This is a genomic window from Nocardia sp. CA-135398, assembly GCF_050955845.1.
GTDB lineage: Bacteria > Actinomycetota > Actinomycetes > Mycobacteriales > Mycobacteriaceae > Nocardia.
Genome location: NZ_CP192084.1, coordinates 8,516,345 through 8,538,306, shown reverse-complemented (window position 1 = coordinate 8,538,306; position 21,962 = coordinate 8,516,345). Strand labels below are relative to the sequence as shown.

Below are 21,962 nucleotides of genomic sequence, written 5' to 3'. Positions count from 1 at the left end.
AGCGAAGCGATGACCGCGGGCATCGTCGTCCAGCATCGAGTTTCTCTGCGAAAGCAATTGCCGCTGCGCCATTTTCGCCAGTTGCACGGCCCGGAGGCGCGGCATCTGTTCCATAGACAACCGGAACCGTTCGGCGAGGATGCCGACCGGGAAATTCTGGCGTTCGCGCTCGGCGCCACGCTGTACGCGCCGGCGACCCGCGCCGACCTCGCTCCGACGATAAGCAAGCGGGCCGCGCGCGGCGTGTGTTCGATGGTCATCGATCTCGAGGACGCCGTCGCCGATCACGAGGTGGAATTCGCCAAGCGACAGACCGTCACGACGCTGAATCTGCTTGCCGAAAGCGAGGATCCGAATCCGCTGCTGTTCGTCCGGGTCCGCGACGCGGATACCGTGACCGAAATCGTCGAACAGCTCGGCACCGGGGCCGCGGTACTGACCGGCTTCGTCTTTCCGAAATTCGACAGTGCGAGCGGTCCGAAATATCTCGCCGCGCTGGAGGCGGCCGCCGAACGGTTGAGCAGGCCCGTATACGGCATGCCCGTGCTCGAATCGCCCGCGCTGGTGCATCGCCAGACCCGTGATCAGGAGCTGACCCAGATCGCGGCGCTGTTGGCCGAGCATCGGGAGCGGATACTCGCGGTGCGCATCGGTGCGACGGATATGTGCTCGACCTTCGGCATTCGGCGTGACCGGGATCTGACCATCTACGACGTGCGGGTGGTCGCGGACGTCATCGCCGATATCGTGAATTACCTGGGGCGTTCGGATGGTACGGGTTTCGTGATCACCGGGCCGGTCTGGGAATACTTCGCCGATCACGAGCGAATGTTCCGGCCGCTGCTGCGGACCGCGCCGTTCGAGGAGTCCGATGCGGTGCCGTTCCGGCGTTATCTGGTCAGTCGCGATCTGGACGGGCTACTACGTGAGATCACGCTGGACCGGGCCAATGGGATCCAGGGCAAGACGGTGATCCATCCCTCACACGTCGCGGCCGTGCATGCGTTATCGGTGGTGACCCATGAGGAGTATTCGGATGCGCTGGACATTCTGCAGGTCGATGTCGGCGGGGTGGCGGCGTCCGGATATGGGAACAAGATGAACGAGATGCGGCCGCATCGCAGTTGGGCGCGCCAGACGCTGCTGCGGGCCCGGGTTTTCGGTGTCGCCAATAAGGGTGTTTCGTTCGTGGATCTATTGACGGCGTTGGTAACTGAATGAGAATTGATCCCTGGGCGACAACGAATTTGGGTATCGAGTTGCGGCACGAGCGCTCGCACGGGGGCGGGTCGGTTGACGTGCTGCCCGCCGAATTGCCCATCGCCACTTTGATTCAGCCGGGATTGCGGCGCAATCCACGTCGCGCGCACCTGCTGGTTTCGACGGTGTTGGGGAAGCATCTGCCGACCGATCCGCGGGTTGTGCTCGGTGCTGGCAATCGGCTGGGTGATCTGGTGCGTGACGTGCTGGCTGAACGCGACGCGGTGGTGCTCGGATTCGCCGAGACCGCAACGGGTTTGGGACATTGCGTGGCGGCGCGGATCGGGGCCGGATGCTATCTGCATTCGACGCGTCGGGAGGTGCCCGATGCGACTACTCTGACCGGCTTCGAGGAGGGGCATTCGCATGCCACCTCGCATCTGCTGCAGCCCGCACCCGCGGATATCTTCGTCAACGATCTGCCGCTGGTGCTCGTCGACGACGAGATCTCCACCGGCGATACGGCGATCGATGCGGTTCGGGCGTTGCACGCGTTTTCGCCGCGTGCGCATTATGTGCTGGCATCGCTGGTGGATATGCGGACCGATGGCGATCGGGCGCGGTTCGATGCGGCGGCCGACGAGTTGGGTGCGCGGATCGACACAGTGTGTTTGGCGTCCGGGCGAACGTTGCTGCCCGATGATTTGGTCCAAACCGTTTCGTCTATGCCGGATCCGGTGTTGAATCCGACTGCGGCGCAGCGCGGTTCGTTCGGCCGGGTCGAGTTGCCCTGGCCGGCTTCGGTCCCCGAGGGCGGTCGGCACGGAATTCTGCGGTCCGATACCGATGCGTTCGAGGCGGCGCTGGTAAAGGCCGCCGAGGCGTTGCGGGTTCGGCTCGCCGATGATTTCCCTGGTCGGCCCGCGATTGTGCTCGGGCATGAAGAGTTGATGTATCTGCCGTTGCGGTTGGCGGCCGAGCTGGCCGATGCCGGGATTCCGACACGTTTTCAGACGACGACCCGCTCACCCGCATACGTGCTGGATGAGCCGGGGTATCCACTGCGGCGCGGCTTTCGGTTCATCGCGCCCGAAGCTGGCGAGGTGGAACCGCGTTATCTGTACAACGCGCACTGGATCGAGGACGCGCTTTCCGAACTCGCGGTGTTGGGGGACAGCGCGGTCCTGGACGAGGGCGTGGCGCTGAGCGAGGACACAGCGCCGAACCAGGGCGTGGATGGCGCGGCACCAGACGAGGGCATCCCGCTGGACCAGGGTTTGGCGCTGGGCGACGGGGCCGTGCTGAACGAGGCCGTGGTGCTGCGCGATCATGCTCGCGAGGGCGAGGGGGCTATGGATGAGCCAGGGAACACAGGGGGCGCTGGTGTCCGGTCGGGCGTCGAGCCGGTTCTGGTCGTCGTCATAGACGCACCTGCCGACACCGATGAACTGCGTGCCGAAGGCGGTCTGATCGATGTGCTGACCGCATCCGGTGACGATGTCGTCCTGGCGGTGCTTCCTGGTGCGGATCCGCGGCTTCTGCATGCGGAACGGACCGATGCCGAAGCGAGGATGTTATGAGGTCGAACGCTGTGCCGGAATCGAATATCTCCGCGCAATCGGCATTGGAGCTGCCTGTTCCGCTGTACGGTCCGGCCTTCGGATCGTATGCGGCCGAGGAGGTTTCCTGGCTGCTGAAGGACCTGTCCGAGGTCGACCTCGAGGCCGATGTGGCCGAGCGCGAACGCCGGATCCAGTCCGGTGCCGCGCATTACGCGGAATCGCTGCCGATCGAATATCAGCCCGATGCCGCATACCGCTCGCTGTTCGAGGAGGTATTGGCCGAGAGCGCCGAGCGGCTCGCGCTCGCCGTCGCGACGGTATCGGAACTCGTTGTCGCCGAACGCGGTACCGATATCGTGCTGGTTTCGCTGGCGCGGGCGGGTACGCCGATCGGAATTCTCATGCGGCGTTGGCTGCGGTCTCGAAGTCTCGATGTGCCGCACTACGCGGTATCTATTGTCCGCGATCGTGGAATCGACTCCGTCGCACTGGATTATCTTGCTCGGCACCATGATCCGGCCACTATCGTGTTCGTCGACGGTTGGACCGGCAAGGGCGCGATCACGCGCGAACTCACCGAAGCGCTGGACGCCTATCACGCCGCGGGCGGCGCCCGGTTCAATGATGAGCTCGCCGTGCTCGCCGATCCGGGACATTGCGTGCGCACCTACGGCACCCGAGACGATTTCCTGATCGCCTCCGCCTGCCTGAATTCCACAGTGTCCGGGCTTATTTCGCGAACCGTGCTCAATGACACGCTGATCGGTCCCGGTGACTTCCACGGTGCGAAGTTCTATCGCGAACTGGCGGCCGACGATGTCTCCGGTCGCCTGCTCGACACCGTGACCGCCGCCTTCGACGCCATCCGGGATCGCGTGCCCGCCGAACTGGCCGCCGTGCGCGCCGACGACCGGACACCGACCTGGACCGGCTGGGCCTCGGTCGACAAGGTGCGCGAGGAATACGGCGTTGCCGGCGTGAATTTCGTGAAACCCGGTGTCGGCGAGACGACTCGGGTATTGCTGCGGCGGCTGCCGTGGCGGGTGCTGGTGCGTGCGGCGGACGCACCGGAACACGCGCATATCCGTCTGCTCGCCGCGGCCCGCGGCGTTCCGGTCGAGGTCGTACCCGACCTGGCCTATTCGTGCATGGGATTGATCAAGGACGTACAGCAGTAATGCATTTGCGAAAACTACGAAGACACGCTCTGATTGCTACCGATCTAGACCGAACGATGATCTACTCGCGCAACGCCTTCCACGCCACCGCCGACGTGCCGACGGTTTGTGTGGAGCACCTCGAAGGCGCGCCGCTGTCGTTCATGACAACCACCGCCGCTCTGCGAATGCAGACCCTGACCGAACCCGCCGCCGTCATCCCCACCACCACTCGGACCATCAAGCAGTTCGAACGTATCCAATTGCCCGGTGCTCCCTGGCGATACGCGATCACAAGCAACGGCGGGAACATCCTGGTCGACGGCGTGCCGGATATGCGCTGGCGCATCGATATCGACGCGCAGATGCGGGCGAGTGGCGCGACGCTGTCGGAGGTGAATACCGAACTGCGCGCGCGGATCGATGATTCCTGGGTCACCAAATTCCGGGTCGCCGATCATCTGTTCAGCTACCTGGTGGTCAAACCGAAGGAAGTCCCCGACGGTTTCCTCGCCGAATGGGATGCCTGGTGCCGCCCGCGCGGCTGGTCGGCCTCCCAGCAGGGCCGCAAGATCTACACGATGCCCATGGTGGTCTGTAAAAGTCATGCGGTGCGCGAAGTCCGTCGCCGCCTGGTCGAAAACGGTGAACTCACCGCCGCGGCCATGACGCTCGCCGCAGGTGACGGTGCGCTGGACGCCGAAATGCTGCGCACCGCGGACTCCGCCATCCGCCCGCGCCACGGCGAACTCGAACAACTCAACTGGACCCACCCCAACCTCACCATCACCCGCGCCTCCGGCATTCTCGCGGGCGAGGAGATCATCAACTGGTTCATCAAGGCCGCACCGGAAGCCACGTAGCGACCCTTGCCTTGACACCGGCGACAAGGTTTAGCGTTGCACCGACGGGTCGTGAAGGAGGTCGAATGCTGATCGGTGAGCTTGCCGAGCGCGTCGGGACGAGTACCAGGACGCTGCGCTACTACGAGGAGCACGGCTTGGTGCGGGCGCGGCGCTCGACCAACGGGTATCGCGTCTATGACGAGTCGGAGCTGCAGGTCGTCGACAAGATCCGGCGGCTGCTCGACGTAGGCTTCGATCTCGACGATATCCGCCCGTTCGTCGCCTGTATTCGTGCCGGGAATACCTCAGGGGATGTCTGCCCGGATTCGGTGGCGACGCTGCAGCGCAAACTCGACGAAGTCGAGGCGGCGATCGATCGGTTGCATGCGGTGCGCGCGCAATTGCGCGCACAGCTCGACGTGGCGGCGGTGTCCCGATGAAATTCGGAATCAATTACAGCACACCGTATTACGGTACGGATCCGGACCGGCTGATGGCATTCGCGAAACATGCGGAGGCGTGCGGTTTCGAGTCGATCCTCTTGCCGGATCATATTGCGCTCTATCCGGGTGCGGCGATCGGAGCGTACGAAATGCCACCGACAACGCCGTTTCCGGATCCGCTGGATTGCTTGAGTTACATCGCCGCGGCCACGGAGCGAATCCTGTTGGGCACCGGCGTGCTGCTGCTGCCGTATCGGCATCCGGTGGTGCTCGCCAAGCGGCTCGCGACCATCGACCTGCTGTCCAAGGGCCGAATGCGGCTGCTGACAGTGGGACTCGGCACCTTGCCGGGTGAGGCCGCCGCGGTGGGGGTGGACTTCGCATCCCGCGGCCGTCGGGCCGATGAGGCGATCGATGTGCTGCGCCTGCTGTGGGCCGGTGGTGCGGATGGTGTCGACTACCACGGCGAATTCTTCTCGTTCGAGAAGCTGTGCGTATTCCCGAAACCCCATGGCGGAGCACAGTTGCCGATCCATATCGGCGGATCGAGTCGGGCCGCCGCGAAGCGGGTGGGACGACGTGGCGATGGGTATTTCGCGGGTGGGATGCTGATGCCCGCAGAACGTGCGGAACAGTGGGATCTCGCCAGGTCCACCGCCGTCGCGGCGGGTCGAGATCCGGCCGCACTGGAATACACCCGATGGGGATCGATCGATATGCCGCAGGATCGGGTCGACGGATTCGCCGCACAAGGCGTGACCCGGATAATTGTCGGCGCTACCGCCACCGATCAGGCGGTGCAGTTCGACGAAATGTCAGCTTTCGCAGCGCGTTTCGGATTGACGTCGAAGCCGTGACGGGCCACCCCGACAGTCCCTCGCCTTCGCGTGATGGTAGCGAGGTCAGCGGTGGCGGGTGCGGTTGAGCCAGTCGAGGGCCTCGCGCAAGGTCGGGGAGTGGTCGAGTCGCGGCGGCTGGTGGGGATGGGTTGATGCCGATGGGTACGGCGCGGCGTTGATTTCGGGGTGAGACTGGTTGGGATACCGATGATTCGGTACCGGGGGATGGTCCTCCGTCTCGGGGCGGTTCGGGCGCGGGTACAGGGGATTCATCGGCGCGGATGCTGGCGGTGCGAAGCGGTCGAGTAGGGAGCTGGAGGATGCCTTGTCGGGGGCGAATGGGACTCCGGTGGACAGAGCACGCAATCCGAGCGTGCACATTTCGCCGACCATGCTGATGCCGATGGACAAAGTGGTGGGGCGAGCGTCGTGGTGCATGCCCATGGTCGTGCCGAGAGCACTGATGACGAAACCCGCGAACATCGAGACGGCCCAGACGATCACGGTGCGCACGGTATAGCGCTGCCACAGGTGACCGTCGCGGGTGAAGATGCCGATGGTGGTGCCGCGCAGCGCGCCGAAGGCGAGGCCGACAGCGCCGCCGATTATCAGCCAGGTGATATCGGTTCCGTTGAGATCGGTGACCTTGCTGACGCTGTAGACGCCGATCGCCAACAGGATGACCGGGGGTCCGAAGGTATCGCGGGCGTTCATCGGTTCGCCGTAGAACCGCTTCACCACCAGCGCGATGACCGCGACGATCGCGATCACGAGTCCGATACTCATGAGTGCCTCCCAACACTATGCCTGCTGTTGGGAAAGCTATTCGCCGGTCCGGGCATGCCGAGTCCGCCGAAGGTAGGACCCCGGGGATGATCGTCAGGTCATCCGGTTCAATAAGTTTGCTGCTGAGCACCCAATTGCTGGGCGATGACGCCCTGCAATCGCTGTAGGCCGCCGACGGTCATACCGCTCTGCAATTGCCCCTCGATGGTGCGGACCAGTGCGGAATCGCTGAGGATCTTCTCACTGGATTGGATGAGAACCGTTCCGGCGCCGGTGAAGTCGAACTGGCGCTCCTCACCGGAGTTCACCCCGAAGCGGGCCGCACCGGCGGCCAGGAAGCTGGAGACCCAGCGCTGGTCGTAGTGGTGGCTTGGGGATGGGCAATCCGCCCAGCCGACAAGGGCTTCCGGATCGACGCGCAGCGGCGGTTCGGCGAACATGACCGGGCCATTGGAGGAGGCCAGGAACTTGCCGGTGCCGATGAGGGTGAGAAATCCGGGAACGATGGACTGATTCAGCGACAATCCCGGCTCGAAGGCGAGCAGATTGGCGGCGCGGATGGTGAGGTTGCCGTTGTCTTCGAGGTCATAGGAATTGATGTCGTAACCGCGGTCGCCGATGATCAGCTTGCCGTGGCCCTCGGCGATCACATAGTCGCCGGTGAACATCGGTGCGGAGAACTGCTGCGAGACCATATGCAGCAGCCCACCCTGCAATCCGTGGGTGAGCATCTGGAATCGCATATCGCCGTAGTAGGCGATCATCGCGCCCTTGCGCATGAACCACGGCTTGTTCAGGTCGATGCAATAGGCGTAGCTGTTGCCCGGAAGGTTGTCGCTCTCACCGAGATTCAGCGGATTCAAAATATCGGTCATGGCTCACAACTTCTCTTCCGAGGCCTGCACGTAAACGACACCCTGTCCGACGCAATGCAATTGCATCGCCTCGCCGGAACCGCGACCCACCGCATCGCGCCAGCTCAACGCCGTCTTCAACTCGGTCTGCACATTGCCGTAGGCGGCGACGAAGGCTTGCGGGTCGACCACGATCGGATTCGGGCCGCCCACCTGGAGTTCCAGGAATCCGCCGTGCGCCAGCAGCACCGCGGCGCCCTGTCCGGACAGCTGCGTGGTGAACATGCCCTGACCGGTCAGCGCACCACTTGCCGCGCCGCGCAACGCACCCATCAGCCCACCACCACCACCACCGCCCGAACTCATAACGGACACAATCGAACTCTGCAGCGCGGCGGTACTGGCCAGCAGTCGCGAAGCTTCGACGCGCAGCACAGCGCCCGGCTGCATCTGCACCACATGCACTTCCAGCCCGGCGAACCCGTAGTGCACCTCGCCATTACCGGTGGCCAGCATGGTGCGCTCGTGCTCACCGGCCATCATCCGACCCGCCATCCGCATGATGCCGCCACCACCCATGCCGGGGGCGGCGCCCGGAATCTGATGCGGCGCAAAGGAAATATCGCCGGTGTAGAACAGCATCGCGCCGTTGCGCGCGACCACGCCGCCCGCCATCCCGACGTTCACCTTGACGACCTTGCCGTTGACCTTCTCGAACATCGCTGGTCCCCTTACCGTTCCGCCGGTTGGATCAACACCAGGCCCTGACCGTCGAAGCGCAGCGAGAACGCCTCTCCGGCATCCTGGCCGACGAAGGTGCGCCACGAAACATCGGTCACGAACGACTGATTGAGGTTGCCCCGGCAGGCCACGAAGGCATCCGGATCCACGATCAGCGGATACTGCGGCGAAACCTCCAGGTGGATCAGCGGACCGCCCGCCGAGAGCAGTGCCACCTGTCCCTGTCCGGTCACCGTGGTAGTGAACAGACCGGCACCCGAGGACGCGCCGCGCAGACCGGCGAAACGTACATCCGTGCGCAGGTTTCCGGCGAAGCACAGCAGCTGTTGCGATTCGATCTGCAGCGTCTCGTTGTTCAGGTTCACCACGGTGACGTGCTGACCGTTGACCGCGAAGAAGACCCGGCCGTTGCCGCTGCATTCCATCAGCGACAGTTTCTCGCCGGTGGCACGCCGCTTGAGCCCGGCGAGTACGCCGTCGCCGCCGCCGAAACCGGCGGATTTGAACTGCACATTTCCTTCGTAGGCGACCATCGAGCCGGAAATCGCGCGGATACTCGATCCGGCGAGGTGTGCCTCGATCACCTTTTTCGACTGCTCGAACAGTTGCGCCATAGGGAGTTTGCCTGCTGTCTGGTAGAGGGAACACGGGTATATCGCCCGCCATTCCGACCGCGTTTCGCCACCCTAACCGATCTTGGAGTACCCGTATGGGCCACCGCGACGGTTAGTTCGAATCGTATGCGGCACCTTTCTCGTAGAGTGGCACCGTACGCACCGACAAGCGAAGGGTCGAACTTGTCCGCAACACTCGCCAAGGGTCAGAATGGCCCATTGGCCGCCAATGACGTGGTGATCTCCATCCAGTTGACCGCACCCGCGGATCTGTCCGCGCTACTGGTCACCGAGTCGGGGAAGGTCCGTTCCGACGCGGACTTCGTCTTCTTCAACCAGCCCAATGGCCCCGGGGTGAATCTGCAGCCCGCACCGGCCGGGCAGCCCGCGTCGCTGGCGGTCTCGCTGAATGCGGTGCCCGCGGATATCGCGCAGATCCGCGCGGTGATCACCCTGGACGACGCGACCAGTAACTTCGGCCGGTTTCCCGCGCCGACGGCGATCGTGTCGGATTCGGCGGGTAATCAGCTGTACGAGTACCGCATCGACGGTTTGAACACCGAGTCGATCGTGATCGCGCTCGAGCTGTACCGGCGGCAGAGCGAGTGGAAGGTGCGCGCGGTCGGCCAGGGATACGCGGGTGGTTTCGCGGCGCTGGTCACCGATCACGGCGTCACCGTCGACGAGTCTCCGGCCGCGACGCAGGTCCCGCCGCCACCGGCCTACCAGCCCGCCCAACCGCCGCCGCAGCCCGCGTACCCGACGCAGCAGCCCGCGTACCCGACGCAGCAGCAGCCGCAGTATCCGCCGACACAGCAGGCCTATCCGCAAGGCGGGACCGGCTATCCGCCACCCGGTCAGGGCTACCCGCCCCCGCCCGCTCCCGGTGGTTACCCGCCGCCCGCGCCCGGCCAGCCCGGACCGGGCCAGGGCTATCCGCCGCCCGCTCAGCCCGCCGCGCAGCAGCAGCCGGCCGGCGAGATCAGCCTGAGCAAGGATCGCCCGGTCAGCCTGGTCAAGGGCCAGCGGGTCACCCTGCGCAAGGAGGGCGGCACCGCACTGACCTTCGTGAAGATGGGTCTGGGCTGGGACCCGGTGCGCAGCCGCGGCATGTTCGGCAACCGGACCGTCGATATCGACCTCGACGCGTCGGTGGTGATGTTCGCCGATATGAACGTGGTGGATGTCGCCTACTACGGCCAGCTGACCTCCAAGGACGGCTCGATCCGGCACCAGGGTGACAACCTCACCGGTGAGGGCGAGGGCGACGACGAGGTGATCCTGGTCGACCTGACCCGCATCCCGGCGCACGTCAGCGCGCTGTTGTTCGTCGTGACCTCCTATAAGGGCCACACCTTCGAACAAGTCCAGAATGCGTTCTGCCGCTTGGTCGATGGCGCCAACAATGCCGAACTGGCCAGGTATACCCTCGCCGGTGGTATGCCGTTCACCGGGATGGCGATGGCAAAGGTGTTCCGGGTCGGCAACGATTGGAAGCTGCAGGCGCTCGGCGAGGGCATCCAGGCCAAACACCCCGGTGAAGCGGTGCCACAGCTGGGCCGGTTCCTGGGTAATTGAGCGACAACTGCACGAAATAACGGGGCGGACAACGTGATTCAGCTGAAGGCCGGTCAAAATATGCTGCTGACCGGCGATATCGTTCGATTCAGCGCGAAAGCCGGGGCTGCCCTGGATGTTTCGGCGCTCGTGGTGGCGGAGAACCTGCGGGTCTTCGATACCGGCGATTTCGTGTTCTACAACCAGACCGAGACCGCGGGGGTGACGCTGTCCGAGGGCGGCGTCACCGTCCGGCTCGCCGAGGTGCGCGCCGACGCCAAAGCGGTGCTACTGGTTGTCAGCGCGGATCCGGCCGCACCCGGGCAGCCGGGCGGACTCGGCGCGGTCACCGCGGAACTCGCCGTAAACGATGTCGCTACAGCGGAATTCGCGATCAATCCGTCCGCTGGGGAGACCGCGCTGATCTGCCTCGAGGTGTATCGGCGCGGAACCGAGTGGAAGTTGCGCGCGGTCGGTCAGGGCTATGCCGGTGGGCTCGCCGTGCTGCTCACCGCGCACGGCGTCGAGGTCGACGAACCGGCGCCGTCGCAGTCCGGGCAGCACAGTGCGGCCGATCTGCGGGGCGCCGAACCGGTCGGCAATCCGGGTCGGGCCAGCGGTCAGGACACCATCAGCGGACCCGGCGACTCCCGAGCCGCCGGCCCGGCGCCGCTCGAGGTCGCACACGGACTCGAACGCCTGTGGATGATCTTCGAGGATGCCGCGCGCTCGGCCGCCGCGCTCATCTCCGCGCGCGATTACGCCATGCAGCGGCTGGATCAGGAACTGTCCGCGGCGGTTTCGGATCCGGCGACCAGGAACACCCCGGCCGCCGAGGAGGCCAGGCAGGCCGCACAGCGTCGCTGTGACAATCTGATCGCCATCGCGGAGGGTAATCACCTGCGCGACAGCGAGGCGCTCATGCGCGAACTCGCCGACGCCGATCGGCAACTGCCGCCGTCACTGGCGTCCTGGGATTCGCCAGCCTGGGACGGTGCGCCGACGCCGAGCGACGGCATTCGACTGGGCGAGCTCTACGCGAACGAGCGTGGGCCGCTACGCATTCCGTACTGTGTCCCGGTGCCGCTGACCCGGCCGCTGTGGATCGATACCGAATCATCTGCCGCGGCGACCCCGGTCGTCGGTGCGGTGCTCGCGCGGCTGCTCGCGGCCGATCCCGGTCGGCGCACCCTGGTCGACATGATCGATCTGACCGGCGCGTTCAGCCAGCTCGTCGGTCCGCTGACCCCGGTGCTGAATGGTCCGCCGGTCACCGATTTCGGTGATATCTCGGCGCGGCTGCAGACCCTGGTCGAGGCCGCCGATCTGGCCGAATTGGCTTATTCCACTGGGAATTTCACCCCGCCGACTGAGCACAGGGTGCTGCTCGCCGCGGACTTCCCACACGGATACCAGAGTGCGGACGCCCAGCGCATCGCGACACTGCTGGTGCGCGGCGATCTGATCGGGCTGTCCACGGTGATCGTCGGCACCGACGAATCCGAGTCCAGCGACGGCACAGTGGCGCTGCTGTCCCAGTCCTGCCGTCATCTGCCGACGGTGGACGGCACTCCGCTGTTCGATCCGTGGACCGGCAGCGCGTGGCAGCTGGATCTGGATCTGCTGCCGCGGGAACCAGCCAGGCAGGCACGCTTCCTGCGCACCAGCTGACCCCTCGAACTAGTCGCTGGTGTCGCGTCCGGATTGCTGCTGCCCGCGGCAGCTCGCCGAGCGTAGTGACATGGCGGTCGAATGCGATGTGGGCGACCACCATTCGACTACGTTCGACGGAACCCGGGCGCTATCTGGGCACGGCACTAGCGACCGAGCGCGGCCCTGGGCCGCAGCGGCTCCGGCAGCCAGGGCAGCAGCGGGTCCGGCGCGCGATCGACGACGCCGCCGAGCGGATCGTCGACGAAATCGCGCCGGACCAGATCCTCCTCCGGTCGGTAGATCTGCCGAATGATCAAGGCGCACAGCGCGAGTACGGCGATATCGCGCAGCAGGACGGTGCCGGTGAACCACTGCTCGGGCAGACCCTTGCGGTCCAGGCCGAGGTAGTAGAACATTCGCGGCACCCAGACCAGCGCGTCGATGGTCATCCAGGCCAACAGAATTCGGCGATGCGGCAGCGCCAGCACCGCCAGCGGCACCAGCCACAGCGAATACTGCGGGCTCCACACCTTATTGGTGATCAGGAAGGCGGCGACCACCAGGAAGCACAGCTGGGCCAGGCGCGGTCGGCGCGGGGCGGTGAATGCGATATAGGCGATCGCCGCACACGCGGCGACGAATACCAGCAGCGACACCAGGTTCAGGATGGTCGGCTGTTCGGCATGTCCGATCTCGCCGTCGAATCCGGCCCAGCCGGTGAACGACGTGATGACGTTGTAGATGGAATCCGGATCGGCATGCCGAGTGGTGTTGAGCCGGAAGAACTCTCGCCAGCCATCGGGATACAGCAGTGCGATCGGCAGATTCACCACCAGCCAGGTACCCGCCGCGGCCGCGACGGTCAACGCGGCCGCGCCGAGCGGCCGGGCGCTGAGAAACTGTGTGCGATACGGGGTTTCGCGCAGCCAGGTCATCGCGGTGCGCCAGCTGTTGATATCGCTCAACCGCAGTCCGAGCCGGGCGCTCGGCACCCGCTGCAGTGGGTCGGCGCGCAGAGACAACACCACGATCGGTCCGAGTAGCAGCAGCGGATAGAGCTTGGCCGCACCGCCGAGTCCGAGCAGCAGGCCCGCGAGCAACGGTCGCCGCCGGGCCCAAGCGAGCAGGCCGGTGGCGGCGAAAGCCGTTGCCAGCGCGTCGAAATTGGTGAACGCGTGCACGATCACCAGCGGTGAACAGGCGACCAGCGCGGCATCCCAGATCCGCCGGCCCGCCAGTTGCGCCGAGGCCCACACCGTGACCAACCAGGCGATGGCCAGACCGACCGCGACCACATTGAAGTAGATCACCACCTGCAGCGCACCCGGCAGCGGCGCGGCATCCCAGGTCTTGGCGACCTGCATCGACGCGTACTGATAGAGCCCGGACAGCACCGGATACTCCATGTACCTGGTCTCCCGGCCGCCGTCCGGGGTCTGCTCGGTCCATTCCTTCTTGTACGGGAAGGCGCCCTCGTTCAGTCGTTCCGCACCGTAGAGCGGCACGGTATCCGAGTAGCACATGGCGGTGTACTGGCGGCCGTTGTTCCAGTCGAGGGTGAGCGAACCGTCGGACGCCTTCGTCTGCTGGATGCACGGCGCCTTGCTCGTCCAGCCGAGCGCGAGGAAGACCAGCGCGAGGGCGAGCAACACCCGCATCGGCGTCCAGAACCGGACCCGGCCGATGAGCGCATGGTCACCGACCGGCCCGCCGATGACCGTGCTCAGCTGCGCGGTCAGCGAATCATTGCGGCTCGGCCGATCTCGGCCGTCGGCCGAGCGCAGATCCGGTGCCAGCGGGGCGGGCGCGACATAATGCGTCGCGCCGCCGCCGGACTGCGTTGCACCGGACGGCATCCCGTCGGTCCGCGGCGCGCTTGCGTTCGTCCGCTTGTCCACGAGTTGCGGTTCGGTCACGGCACCCGAGGCTACCGGGTGCGTGTCGGCTGGCTGCCGTTGCCGTTCGCGGTGCCGCCGGATTGTGGTGACCCGGTGGCCGAGGGCATCGATCCGTCGGGGTTCGCGGTCGGCTGCCCCGGTAGCGGCGTCGACTCCGCCTGCTGCTGTTGCTGTTGCGGTTGGCGCTGCTGCGTCTGCGGTTGCACACCGGGGATCTGGATCGGACCGAACGGGGTATCGATGGTGTTCGGGACGATCTGAATCGGCGGCACCAGCGGCGATTCCGTGGTCGACGGCGGGGTGAACGGTGCGGACCATGCGGGCACACCGGCCTGGCCCTTGATCGGGGCGGGCTTCGGGAAGGTTTCCTTGGCGGTGCCGTCCAGAGCGCCGTCCATGGTGGCCTTCCAGATATCCGAGGGCAGACCGGAACCGTAGACCATGCCGCCGCTGTAATTGCGCAGTGCCGAGTTGTCGATGGAGCCGACCCACACCGCGGTGGACAGCGAAGGCGTGTAGCCGACCATCCATGCGTCCTTGTTCTCGCCGGTGTCGCCGAGCTGGGCGGTACCGGTCTTGGTCGCGGATTCGCGGCCGTTGGCCAGGTTGTGGTTGCGCGACCACGCGGCGATCGGCTTCATCGCGTCGGTCACGTTGTCGGCGACCGCCGCCGCGACCCGCTGTTCACCGGCGACATCACCGCGGTCGAGCAGCACCTGCCCGTCTGCGGTCGTCACCTTGGTGACGAAGTGCGGTGCGTGGTAGACGCCGGAGGCGGCCAGCGTCGCGTAGGCCGAGGCCATATCCAGCACCCTGGCCTGGTACTGACCGAGCACGATGCCGTTGTTCGGCGGCGAACCGTCCGGCTCGACCAGGCTCTTGCCGACGCCCGGAATGGTCTCCGGAATGCCGAGCTTGTGCGCCATATCGGCGATTTTCTGCGGACCGTTCTGCATATCCAGCTCCATGCGGTAGAAGCTGGTGTTCAGCGAGCGCTTGAGTGCCTCGGCGATGGTGCAGGTGCCGCACTGTTCGCCTTCCACATTCGTGATCTTGATGCCGTTCACGGTGATCGGCGAACTGTCGTACATTTCCGACAGTGGTTTGCCGAGCTCCAGGTTCGCCGCGAGACCGAAGACCTTGAACGAGGATCCCGGCTGCAGACCGGCATTGGCGAAGTCGTAGCCCTGACCGTCGTCGCCGCCGTAGTAGGCGCGCACCGCACCGGTCTTCGGATCCACCGAAACCACTGCGGCGCGCAGCTTTTCCGGTTCGCCCTGCATCTTCTTCTGCGCGGCGTCGACGGCGGCCTGCTGGGCCTTCGGATCGATCGTCGTGGTGATCGAGAGGCCAGCGGTATTGAGCTGCTGTTCGCTGATGCCCGCGGCCGCCAACTCCTTGAGCACCTGGGTCTTGATCAGACCCTCCGGCCCGGCGTCCAGGCCCTTGTCCTTGGTCGAGGACACCGGGGCTACCTGGGGGAACTGCTGGGCCTGGCGCTCTTCGGGCTTCAGATTGCCGCCGGAGACCATGCCGTCGAGCACATAGTTCCAGCGGAACTTGGCGCCCTCGGGATTCTTCTCCGGATCCAGGCCGGAGGGCTGCTGGATGGTGGCGGCGAGCACGGCGCCCTCGGCCACGGTGAGCTCCGAGACCGGCTTGGCGAAGTAGGCCTTGGCGGCGGCATCGATGCCGTACGCGCCACGACCGAAGTAGATGGTGTTGAGGTAGGCGGCGAGGATTTCGTCCTTGCTCCACTGGCGCGCCATCTTCGCCGAGATGACCAGCTCGTGCATCTTGCGGTTCAGCGAGTGTTCGTCACCGACGAGCGCGTTCTTCACGTACTGCTGGGTAATGGTCGAGCCACCGCCCGCGCTCTCCCTGTTGAGGGCCTGATCCCGGGCCGCGCGCATGAAGCCGGACACCGAGAAGCCCGGGTTCGTGTAGAAGTCCCGGTCCTCGGCCGCGATCACGGCATTGCGCACATGCGGCGGAATCTGGTCGATGGTGACGTCGGTGCGGTTGCCCTCCGGCGGTACCACCTTGCTGATCACCGTGGTGCCGTCGCTGGCGAGGATATTCGCGACCTGGTTGGTTTTGAGGTCACCCGGCTGGGGTACCGAAACCGTGGTGTAGGCGATCAGGAATACCGTGCTCGGCAAAATGATGGACAGGGCTAGCAGGACGTAGATGACCCGGCGCACGATCCGCCACGGCGACTTCTTCTTCGCACCGGGACGACGACCGCCCGATCCGCCCGGACCACCGCTACCGCCACCGCGGCGCGGTGGCGGTCCCGAGGGCGGCGCGCCCGCGGTCGCGCGGCGCTCCCCGGTGCTGGGTCCGGCGCCATTGGGCCGCCGGGCACCGGGGCGATCCTGACCGGGGCGATCCTGGCCGGGCCGCGGGCTGGCCGGTCGGGGACCGGTGGGCGGGGCCGTGCGGCGGTTGCGTTCTGCGTCGGTCAGCGAACCGGGCTGCCGATTCGGGCGCTCGATCTTCTGCGTGGACTGCGCACCGGGCGGGGCGTTATCGGGTAGTGGCCTGCCCTGTGGCGGACGTCCCTGTGGCGGCGGGACCGGCCGACGCGGCGGCTGTGGACCACGCGGCTCACCGGGATACCCACCCTGCGGCGGCCGCGGACCACCTGGACCGGGCCGACCCGGTGGCGGACCGGCCGGTCGCTGACCGGGATACGGGTTCGGAGGCTGTGGTGAACTTCGCTGAGTGCGGCCGCCGTGCGGTTCATCGCCGTAGGGGGAAGTCTCGTAGGGCGAATTCACTGACAAGATCTCCATAACTCGTATTGGTCTGCGGGGTGCGGTGCGGCGATTATCGCCGCGGCGGACGCGTCGAGGCTCCGCGTGTCACCCGACGGGCAGATGACCTGGCACATCATTCGGCTGCGGTGCGCCGGTTGGCCCTGGTGCCCGTGCGCCGCCGGGTCGGCGACGGAGCGGTACCGAGCACATAGGACTGCACCAGATGATTCCAGCTGCAGCTCCGGCATACCTCGACGACATGGACCGAGAACTCCTCGCGAGTCTCGGCGAGGCGTATCAATTCCTCCGGTGTGCGAGCCGATCCTGCCATCGGGCCGAGGCCGTCGCCGTAGACCCAGGATACGAGCGTCAATTGCTCTTTCCGGCAGATCGGGCATGTGACCTCGCTCCCCCGACCGTGGAACTTCGCCGCACGTAAGAGGTAGGGATTGGCATCACAAACCTCGGCGACATCGACACGGCCCGCATAGACGTCAGCGAGCAGCGACCGACGCTTGAGGGCGTAGTCGACCACCTGTCGCTGAATTCGCACGAGAACCAGAGTAGCGGGGCCGGGCGCGGGCCGCGCTGGGCCGTGCGGGTTCGACCGACCGGTATTCATTGTTGAACTGGGACGTTATCGACGTCGACGGATTACGATTTTCCCGTGTCCCCCGCTACATCCGGGCGGTCGACGGCAGCATCCGGACGTATGCGCGCGCGTGACCTCGACCGTGCCAACGCGTTCAGTGTGCTGGATGCGGCCTACGCCGAAGGGCAGCTCGGCGCCGATGAATATCGCGACCGTACGGCGCAGGCGCAGGCCGCGAAGACCGTCGGTGAGCTCGCCGGTCTGGTGGGCGATCTGCAATCGCCGACGGCGGTGCGCGATCTGATGACGACAGCGCCGACGCGAAATCCGTTGCGTCGCACTGCGTCTACCGGGAGTTACCCGGGTCGCACTCGGGCCCGCGACACCGATCGCGCCACAACCGGCGAACTGCTCGACAGCGCCCGTCGCGACGGTCAGCTCACCGAAGAGGAGCATCAGACCCTCAGTGAATTGGCGCAGGGGGCAAAGACGCTCGGCGACCTGGCCGACCTGGTCGACGACCTGCAACGGCCGAGCGATGCGCCAGCGCCGCCGACGCCGCCCCGATCGAACCGCCGACGCTGGCATGTGATCGGTGTCACCGCGGCTTCGGTGTGCGCCGCCGTCGGCGCTTTCACGCTGACCAGTGGCGCCGCGACATCCGACGCGCCGCACGCCGCGTCGGTTGCCGCCGCCGCACCCGATCTCGGCACGGTGCAACCGGTGGTGGTGGCGACGCCGAATCTGCTCACCCGCGAAGGCATTACGCACTTCCTGGCGAAATACCGGGAGAAGTTCGGCGATCTGCAGGTCGACGAGCTGACCCTGTACGACGAATTCGCGACCGTCGCGCGCGCCGTCCCCGGTCAGCCGAATCGGCAGATTCGCTACGACTACCGTGGCGGATTCGCGCCGAGCGGTGGCGCGGTCAGCCGCAAGACCGATACGGCCGCCGCCGATCTGGCTCAGCTCGACGTCGCCGCACTGTCCGATTTGCTGGCAACCGCGCCCACCGCGCTGAAGGTGCCGAACGGGGTTGTCACGCATATGGATGTGGGGGTCGACACCGGCAGCTATGGCTCCTATGGCGTTACGAAGGGGGCCACGATTGTGCGGATCTTCGCGGGCAATCAGTTCAACGAGTCCGGGTATTTCCTGCTCACGTCGGCGGGGCAGGTTGTTCGCGCCTGGCCGTTCAAAGGGTGACGGTTGATGGCGACGACGCGCTATGGCGGAATACGGGCCCGCGACACCGATCGAGCAGATGTCTGCGGTCTGCTCGACGCGGCGTTGGCCGACGGTCAGCTCACCGATGACGAACATGCGGAGCGCACCGCGAAGGCGATGCGCGCCAAGGCCTTCGGTGAGCTGGACGAGCTCATCGGCGATCTGCAGGTGCCACGGAATCTGGTGGATGCCCCGGTGATCCGCATCGATCGCCGTCGACCGCGCCGTTGGGTCGCGCCGGTGGCGTTCATCGCCGGGGCGGCGGTCATCGGCGCCGCGGTGGGCGGCATCGCGAGCTGCGCTGCGGGCGGGTCGGGGCCGTTCGGCTGGTCCGAAAATGTGCCGTCGCTGACCTCGGGGTCCGGTTTGGCGTACTTCATCGACGAATACCGCGCCGAGTTCGGTGATACGAAGATCGACGAGGTCACCCTGTATCCCGGCTATGCGATTTTCGAGCGGCAAGCAGCGGGCAATCCGACCGTGACCGCCGAATACCGCTATGACGGAGACTTCCACGATTACGGCAGTAGCAATGGCCGCAAACCCGATGTGCGTACCTTCGATCTCGCGAGCATAGATCTGCGTGCCATCACCGGGCTGCTGGCCGGGGCGCCGCAGTCGATCAAGACACCGGGCGGCGTCGTCATGCACGCCTCGATCGAATACCCGCCCGGCGCCCGACCCGACTCGGACCCCGCTATCGCGATCTACGCAAGAAACCAGGCAGGCGCAACGGGCTACCTGACAGCAACCCTGACCGGCGAACCCCTACAAGTCTTCCCACCCTGATTGCTCTTTGCTCGAGAACGCGCTCATGCAGGTGCGCTCTCGCCGTTTGCCTGCATAGAAGAATGGTGACCAAGACGAGCCGGGCCGGAGGTGTCTCCGGCCCGGCTCGTCCGTCAGCGATAGGAGCTGGTTACTCGGCGCCGACGATGAATGCTTCGAGCTGAGCACGAGCGATATCGTCGGCCAGCTGCTTCGGCGGGGACTTCATCAGGTAGGCCGAGGCCGGGAGGACGGGGCCGCCGATGCCGCGGTCCTTGGCGATCTTCGCCGCGCGCACCGCGTCGATGATGATGCCCGCCGAGTTCGGCGAATCCCACACCTCGAGCTTGTACTCCAGGTTCAGCGGCACATCACCGAAGGCGCGCCCCTCCAGGCGCACGTAGGCCCACTTGCGGTCGTCGAGCCAGCCGACGTGATCGGACGGGCCGATGTGCACATCGTTGGCGCCCAGTTCCTTCTTCAGGTTGCTGGTGACTGCCTGGGTCTTGGAGATCTTCTTCGACTCCAGGCGCTCGCGCTCGAGCATGTTCTTGAAGTCCATATTGCCGCCGACATTCAGCTGCATGGTGCGGTCCAGCTGCACGCCGCGGTCCTCGAACAGCTTGGCCATCACGCGGTGCGTGATGGTCGCGCCGACCTGGCTCTTGATGTCGTCACCGACGATGGGAATGCCTGCCTTGGTGAACTTTTCGGCCCACACCGGATCGGAGGCGATGAACACCGGCAGCGCGTTGACGAAGGCGACGCCCGCGTCGATGGCGCACTGGGCGTAGAACTTGTCCGCCTCTTCCGAGCCGACGGGCAGGTAGGAGACCAGGACGTCGACCTTGTTGTCCTTCAGCACCTTCACGACGTCGACCGGCTCGGCCTCGGACAGCTCGATGGTCTCGGCGTAGTACTTGCCGATACCGTCCAGCGTCGGACCGCGCTGCACGACAACGTCGCTCGGCGGCACATCGGAGATCTTGATGGTGTTGTTCTCGCTGGCGAAGATCGCCTCGGCCAGGTCGAAGCCGACCTTCTTGGCGTCGACGTCGAACGCGGCGACGAATTTGACATCGCGCACGTGGTACCGGCCGAACTTGACGTGCATGAGGCCGGGGACGGTGGAGGTCTCGTCCGCGTCCTTGTAGTACTGCACGCCCTGGACCAGCGAGGAAGCGCAGTTACCGACGCCTACGATGGCGACGCGGACTTCGGTGGCGATTTCAGCCTTGTTGTCTTCACTCATGGCCGATATTTCCCTCTTTCTGTGGTGCCGCCTTCGTCGATTGCTCCGCCGCAATCAACTCGTTGAGCCAGCGCACTTCGCGCTCGCTTGATTCCAGACCGAGCTGGTGGAGCTGGCGGGTGTAGCGGTCAAGCGAGCCACTGGCCTTCTTGATCGCCTCCCGCAGACCCTCTCGGCGCTCCTCGACCTGCCGCCGCCTGCCCTCCAGAATCCGCATCCGCGCTTCCGCGGGGGTGCGGCTGAAAAACGCCAGGTGGACGCCGAAGCCGTCGTCGGTGTAGTTCTGCGGTCCGGTATCGGCGAGCAGTTCGGTGAACCGCTCCCGCCCGACCGGAGTCAGTTGATAGACCCGTCGCGCACGACGGGTGACGCCCGCGACGTTCTCCTCGGCGATCAGCCCATCGGTCTGCATGCGACGCAGCGTCGGATAGAGCGATCCGTAGGAGAAGGCCCGAAACGGCCCGAGCAATCCGGTCAGCCGCTTGCGCAGCTCGTATCCGTGCATGGGCGCTTCGAGGAGCAGCCCGAGGATTGCCAGCTCGAGCATCGGGCTTCACCCCCTGACTGTGTGTTCAGACCTAACCGATGGATGCGACTTCCCACTATATCGGAGCGATATAAACGTGCATAGTCGTCGGCGATATAAAGCACTGTTTGCGCAGGTAGGGTCGGTAGATCCTCAGCGGTGACCGCTTACCCTGGTGACCGCCCGGCATAAACAGAAAGCCCCGCCGCCTCGAACTCGACGGAGGGGCGGGGCATCCTGGATCAGGGAGAACTAATCCAGCGAGACATACACCTCGACCGAGGTCGGCCCGGTGTAGCGCTCGAGTTCCGCGGTGTGCGAGCGGGTGATGGTGCCCGCGCTCTCGGCCTTGCGGACCTGCGCCCATGCGGTGCGCAGTAGATCGTAGGGCTTGTCGGAGACAACGAATTTCGCGTAGCGCCCGGACGGGACGCGGGTCAGCACATCACCGGCATCCATATCGTCCATATCGGCGATCTCGTAGCCCAGAATCGCGACGGCGTGATCGTTCTGGCCGATGTAGGCCGCGACCCGCGGCACATTCTTCTCCCGCGACAGATACCGGTCCCAGGTGAAGTTCACCAGGTCCAGGTCGCGGGCGGTCACCTCGCGTCCGGCCAGCGGGACGGTGAGTCCGGCGACCAGGCTTTCGTCCAATGTGACAATTTCGAAGTCCACAGCTGTTC

20 protein-coding genes are annotated in these 21,962 nt (G+C 65.7%); 10 read left to right on the top strand and 10 right to left on the bottom strand.

Features of this window, described 5'->3' with window-relative positions; all coding sequences use genetic code 11:
- The first annotated feature begins 9 nt into the window (after positions 1 to 9).
- The 6 genes from ACQP1T_RS37970 (at position 10) to ACQP1T_RS37945 (ending at position 6,064) form a co-directional block, all read left to right on the top strand.
- A complete protein-coding gene (locus ACQP1T_RS37970; protein ID WP_433757767.1) occupies positions 10 to 1,221 on the top strand; it encodes an HpcH/HpaI aldolase/citrate lyase family protein in 1,212 nt (403 codons plus the stop codon).
- On the top strand, positions 1,218 to 2,780 hold the full coding sequence (locus ACQP1T_RS37965; RefSeq protein WP_433757766.1) for a phosphoribosyltransferase family protein: 1,563 nt from the start codon (positions 1,218 to 1,220) through the stop codon (positions 2,778 to 2,780). The genes ACQP1T_RS37970 and ACQP1T_RS37965 overlap by 4 nt, the downstream gene beginning before the upstream one ends.
- 50 nt (positions 2,781 to 2,830) lie before the next feature.
- Positions 2,831 to 3,940 carry a cysteine protease StiP family protein gene (locus ACQP1T_RS37960; RefSeq protein ID WP_433762535.1) on the top strand — a complete coding sequence of 370 codons (1,110 nt, stop codon included), beginning with the start codon at positions 2,831 to 2,833 and terminating at the stop codon, positions 3,938 to 3,940.
- A gap of 56 nt (positions 3,941 to 3,996) precedes the next feature.
- Positions 3,997 to 4,782, top strand: a complete 786-nt coding sequence (locus ACQP1T_RS37955) for an HAD family hydrolase (protein WP_433757765.1) — start codon at positions 3,997 to 3,999, stop codon at positions 4,780 to 4,782.
- A 65-nt stretch (positions 4,783 to 4,847) separates the two neighbouring features.
- Positions 4,848 to 5,204: a MerR family transcriptional regulator gene (locus ACQP1T_RS37950; RefSeq protein WP_433757764.1), complete on the top strand. Its 357-nt coding sequence runs from the start codon at positions 4,848 to 4,850 to the stop codon at positions 5,202 to 5,204.
- Entirely contained in the window at positions 5,201 to 6,064 is an 864-nt protein-coding gene (locus ACQP1T_RS37945) for an LLM class F420-dependent oxidoreductase (RefSeq protein WP_433757763.1), read from the top strand. The genes ACQP1T_RS37950 and ACQP1T_RS37945 overlap by 4 nt, the downstream gene beginning before the upstream one ends.
- Before the next feature lie 45 nt (positions 6,065 to 6,109).
- On the opposite strand, the gene ACQP1T_RS37940 is transcribed toward ACQP1T_RS37945, so the two are convergent.
- The 4 genes from ACQP1T_RS37940 to ACQP1T_RS37925 all read right to left on the bottom strand — a co-directional run bounded on the left by ACQP1T_RS37940 (position 6,110) and on the right by ACQP1T_RS37925 (position 9,041).
- Positions 6,110 to 6,832 (bottom strand): hypothetical protein, encoded by a 723-nt coding sequence (locus ACQP1T_RS37940; RefSeq protein WP_433757762.1) that lies wholly within the window; start codon positions 6,830 to 6,832, stop codon positions 6,110 to 6,112.
- Positions 6,833 to 6,939: 107 nt separating this feature from the next.
- Positions 6,940 to 7,707 carry an AIM24 family protein gene (locus ACQP1T_RS37935; protein WP_433757761.1) on the bottom strand — a complete coding sequence of 256 codons (768 nt, stop codon included), beginning with the start codon at positions 7,705 to 7,707 and terminating at the stop codon, positions 6,940 to 6,942.
- A 3-nt stretch (positions 7,708 to 7,710) separates the two neighbouring features.
- Positions 7,711 to 8,406, bottom strand: coding sequence for an AIM24 family protein (locus ACQP1T_RS37930; protein WP_433757760.1), 696 nt, complete (start codon positions 8,404 to 8,406; stop codon positions 7,711 to 7,713).
- 11 nt (positions 8,407 to 8,417) lie between these two features.
- Positions 8,418 to 9,041, bottom strand: a complete 624-nt coding sequence (locus ACQP1T_RS37925) for an AIM24 family protein (RefSeq protein ID WP_433757759.1) — start codon at positions 9,039 to 9,041, stop codon at positions 8,418 to 8,420.
- A 183-nt stretch (positions 9,042 to 9,224) separates the two neighbouring features.
- Here ACQP1T_RS37925 and ACQP1T_RS37920 point away from each other — a divergent pair, with 183 nt between their 5' ends.
- Both ACQP1T_RS37920 and ACQP1T_RS37915 read left to right on the top strand, forming a co-directional pair.
- On the top strand, positions 9,225 to 10,619 hold the full coding sequence (locus tag ACQP1T_RS37920; protein ID WP_433757758.1) for a TerD family protein: 1,395 nt from the start codon (positions 9,225 to 9,227) through the stop codon (positions 10,617 to 10,619).
- Between the two features lie 33 nt (positions 10,620 to 10,652).
- Complete coding sequence (locus ACQP1T_RS37915) at positions 10,653 to 12,269, top strand: TerD family protein (RefSeq protein ID WP_433757757.1); 1,617 nt, start codon at positions 10,653 to 10,655, stop codon at positions 12,267 to 12,269.
- Positions 12,270 to 12,415: 146 nt separating this feature from the next.
- On the opposite strand, the gene ACQP1T_RS37910 is transcribed toward ACQP1T_RS37915, so the two are convergent.
- The 3 genes from ACQP1T_RS37910 to ACQP1T_RS37900 form a co-directional block, all read right to left on the bottom strand.
- Positions 12,416 to 14,107, bottom strand: coding sequence for a glycosyltransferase family 87 protein (locus tag ACQP1T_RS37910; protein WP_433762534.1), 1,692 nt, complete (start codon positions 14,105 to 14,107; stop codon positions 12,416 to 12,418).
- Positions 14,108 to 14,178: 71 nt separating this feature from the next.
- Positions 14,179 to 16,323 carry a transglycosylase domain-containing protein gene (locus tag ACQP1T_RS37905; protein ID WP_433762533.1) on the bottom strand — a complete coding sequence of 715 codons (2,145 nt, stop codon included), beginning with the start codon at positions 16,321 to 16,323 and terminating at the stop codon, positions 14,179 to 14,181.
- 721 nt (positions 16,324 to 17,044) lie between these two features.
- Positions 17,045 to 17,464 (bottom strand): DUF5318 domain-containing protein, encoded by a 420-nt coding sequence (locus ACQP1T_RS37900; protein WP_169338118.1) that lies wholly within the window; start codon positions 17,462 to 17,464, stop codon positions 17,045 to 17,047.
- 159 nt (positions 17,465 to 17,623) lie between these two features.
- Between ACQP1T_RS37900 and ACQP1T_RS37895 the strand changes: the two genes are divergently transcribed.
- On the top strand, positions 17,624 to 18,709 hold the full coding sequence (locus ACQP1T_RS37895; protein ID WP_433757756.1) for a DUF1707 SHOCT-like domain-containing protein: 1,086 nt from the start codon (positions 17,624 to 17,626) through the stop codon (positions 18,707 to 18,709).
- Positions 18,710 to 18,715: 6 nt separating this feature from the next.
- A complete protein-coding gene (locus ACQP1T_RS37890; protein ID WP_433757755.1) occupies positions 18,716 to 19,519 on the top strand; it encodes a DUF1707 SHOCT-like domain-containing protein in 804 nt (267 codons plus the stop codon).
- 130 nt (positions 19,520 to 19,649) lie between these two features.
- On the opposite strand, the gene ACQP1T_RS37885 is transcribed toward ACQP1T_RS37890, so the two are convergent.
- From ACQP1T_RS37885 to ACQP1T_RS37875, 3 genes are all read right to left on the bottom strand, one after another.
- A complete protein-coding gene (locus ACQP1T_RS37885) occupies positions 19,650 to 20,750 on the bottom strand; it encodes an inositol-3-phosphate synthase (RefSeq protein ID WP_433757754.1) in 1,101 nt (366 codons plus the stop codon).
- Positions 20,743 to 21,297 (bottom strand): PadR family transcriptional regulator, encoded by a 555-nt coding sequence (locus ACQP1T_RS37880; protein WP_433757753.1) that lies wholly within the window; start codon positions 21,295 to 21,297, stop codon positions 20,743 to 20,745. Before ACQP1T_RS37880 ends, ACQP1T_RS37885 begins: the two co-directional genes overlap by 8 nt.
- 231 nt (positions 21,298 to 21,528) lie before the next feature.
- The gene (locus ACQP1T_RS37875) at positions 21,529 to 21,954 is read right to left on the bottom strand and encodes a GyrI-like domain-containing protein (protein WP_433757752.1); all 426 of its coding nucleotides are present in this window, start codon (positions 21,952 to 21,954) and stop codon (positions 21,529 to 21,531) included.
- Positions 21,955 to 21,962: the final 8 nt, after the last annotated feature.

Excerpts from the sequence above, each read along its gene's own strand:
- ACQP1T_RS37970 (WP_433757767.1), top strand. The coding sequence starts at position 10 with ATGACCGCGGGCATCGTCGTCCAGCATCGAGTTTCTCTGCGAAAGCAA.
- ACQP1T_RS37965 (WP_433757766.1), top strand. The coding sequence starts at position 1,218 with ATGAGAATTGATCCCTGGGCGACAACGAATTTGGGTATCGAGTTGCGG.
- ACQP1T_RS37955 (WP_433757765.1), top strand. The coding sequence starts at position 3,997 with ATGATCTACTCGCGCAACGCCTTCCACGCCACCGCCGACGTGCCGACG.
- ACQP1T_RS37950 (WP_433757764.1), top strand. The coding sequence starts at position 4,848 with ATGCTGATCGGTGAGCTTGCCGAGCGCGTCGGGACGAGTACCAGGACG.
- ACQP1T_RS37945 (WP_433757763.1), top strand. The coding sequence starts at position 5,201 with ATGAAATTCGGAATCAATTACAGCACACCGTATTACGGTACGGATCCG.
- ACQP1T_RS37940 (WP_433757762.1), bottom strand. The coding sequence starts at position 6,832 with ATGAGTATCGGACTCGTGATCGCGATCGTCGCGGTCATCGCGCTGGTG.
- ACQP1T_RS37935 (WP_433757761.1), bottom strand. The coding sequence starts at position 7,707 with ATGACCGATATTTTGAATCCGCTGAATCTCGGTGAGAGCGACAACCTT.
- ACQP1T_RS37930 (WP_433757760.1), bottom strand. The coding sequence starts at position 8,406 with ATGTTCGAGAAGGTCAACGGCAAGGTCGTCAAGGTGAACGTCGGGATG.
- ACQP1T_RS37925 (WP_433757759.1), bottom strand. The coding sequence starts at position 9,041 with ATGGCGCAACTGTTCGAGCAGTCGAAAAAGGTGATCGAGGCACACCTC.
- ACQP1T_RS37910 (WP_433762534.1), bottom strand. The coding sequence starts at position 14,107 with ATGCCGTCCGGTGCAACGCAGTCCGGCGGCGGCGCGACGCATTATGTC.
- ACQP1T_RS37895 (WP_433757756.1), top strand. The coding sequence starts at position 17,624 with ATGCGCGCGCGTGACCTCGACCGTGCCAACGCGTTCAGTGTGCTGGAT.
- ACQP1T_RS37890 (WP_433757755.1), top strand. The coding sequence starts at position 18,716 with ATGGCGACGACGCGCTATGGCGGAATACGGGCCCGCGACACCGATCGA.
- ACQP1T_RS37885 (WP_433757754.1), bottom strand. The coding sequence starts at position 20,750 with ATGAGTGAAGACAACAAGGCTGAAATCGCCACCGAAGTCCGCGTCGCC.
- ACQP1T_RS37880 (WP_433757753.1), bottom strand. The coding sequence starts at position 21,297 with ATGCTCGAGCTGGCAATCCTCGGGCTGCTCCTCGAAGCGCCCATGCAC.